This is a genomic window from Microbacterium sp. NPDC080220, assembly GCF_040686395.1.
Classification (GTDB): domain Bacteria; phylum Actinomycetota; class Actinomycetes; order Actinomycetales; family Microbacteriaceae; genus Microbacterium; species Microbacterium gawkjiense.
On the sequence record NZ_JBFBOP010000024.1, the window covers coordinates 1 to 1,505 of the forward strand.

1 protein-coding gene and 1 pseudogene are annotated in these 1,505 nt (G+C 66.4%); both read right to left on the reverse strand.

From position 1 onward, the window contains the following. A pseudogene (locus AB0P29_RS16130) lies at positions 1–213 on the reverse strand (hypothetical protein); the annotation flags it as partial. Positions 214–257: 44 nt separating this feature from the next. Next, positions 258–1,340, reverse strand: a complete 1,083-nt coding sequence (locus tag AB0P29_RS16135; RefSeq protein WP_363381235.1) for an ABC transporter permease — start codon at positions 1,338–1,340, stop codon at positions 258–260. Between the last annotated feature and the right edge of the window lie 165 nt (positions 1,341–1,505).

The window sequence follows — 1,505 nt, forward strand, 5'->3', positions numbered from 1 at the left end:
ATCGGCTGCTTCCTTGATGCCGCACTCCATCGAGATGTAGAACTCATCTCCCGCGACACCCTGCACGAACGCGATGTTGTACGCATCATCACCACTGTCACCGCCGTCACCGCCGGTGCCACCCGGGGCGGTCCCGGTCGAACAGCCCGCGAGGACGAGGGTTGCGCTGGCACCGAACACGGCGAGGCCGATGGCCTTCTTGCTCCACTTCATTGTGATTCCGTTTCTTCTGTTGGTGGTGGGATCTCGGCCGCGCGCTATCCGCGCCGGCCTCCGCTGACGAACTTGCGCCAGAGGCTCTGGGTGTTGCCGCGCATTGCTGCGGTGCGGCGCACCTGGTCGATGTAGACCGCGGTGATGAGGACGGCGCCCACGGCGACCTGCTGCCAGAACGGCTGCACGCCCGTGATGACGAACCCGTTCTGGAGGACGGCCGGGATGAACAGACCGACGACGGTGCCGAAGATCGTCCCGAGCCCCCCGAACAGCGAGGTCCCGCCGATGACGACGGCCGCGATCACGTTCAGGTTCGTCTGCGACTGCCCGGCGATCGCGGTCGTCGAGAACTGTGCGAGCGACAGGATGCCCGCCACACCCGCCAGCCCCCCCGAGAGCGTGTAGACGGCGATCAGGTGCCGGTCGACCTTCACACCGACGCGTCGGGCGGCGAGCTCGCTCGAGCCGACCGCATACGTGTGCAGGCCGAACCGGGTGAAGTGCAACACGATCGCACCGACCACCACGAACACGAGGGCGATGACCGAGATCGTGGGGATGGTCCCGAACACGTTGCCGTAACCGATCGTGGTCGTGAGCACCGATGGCACCGAGCGGACGTCGACACCGCCGGTGAGGATCTGCGCGAGACCGAGCGCCATTCCGAGTGAGCCGAGGGTGACGATGAGCGGCGGGATCTTCGCCTTCGCGATGAGGAAGCCGTTGAACAGCCCCCATGCGATGCCCGAGGCGATCGACACGAGGATGCCGATGGTCGCCACACCCCAGCCCTGACCGCCGAGTTCGCGCATCACCATGGCCGACACGACACCCGAGAACACGAGCACGGAGCCGATGGAGAGGTCGATGCCGGCGGTGATGATGATGTACGTCATCCCGACGCCGAGCACGGCGAGGATCGACGCGTTCTGGATGATGAGGCGGAAGTTCGACCACTGCGCGAACGTGTCGGGCGCGAGGGCGCAGAACGCCAGCACGATGGCGACGAGCACGAGCAGGATCTGGAACGCCTGCGCCTTCAGGAGCCCGGTGAGGAAGCCGCCCTTCGGGGTGTCGATCGTGCCGATCGCGACCGTCTCGGTGCGGGGCTTGATGGAGTTCATCGGTCTGCCTCCTGCTCGATCGCTGTGACCTCGACCGCATCACCGTCGGGCGTGAGATCGGCTGCGGGCGTGGTGTCGGTGTTGCGGGTGACGGCGCCGGTCATGAGGCCGACGAGTTCTTCCATCGAGGTGTCGTTGGAGGCGATGTTGGCGACGCGGGTGCCG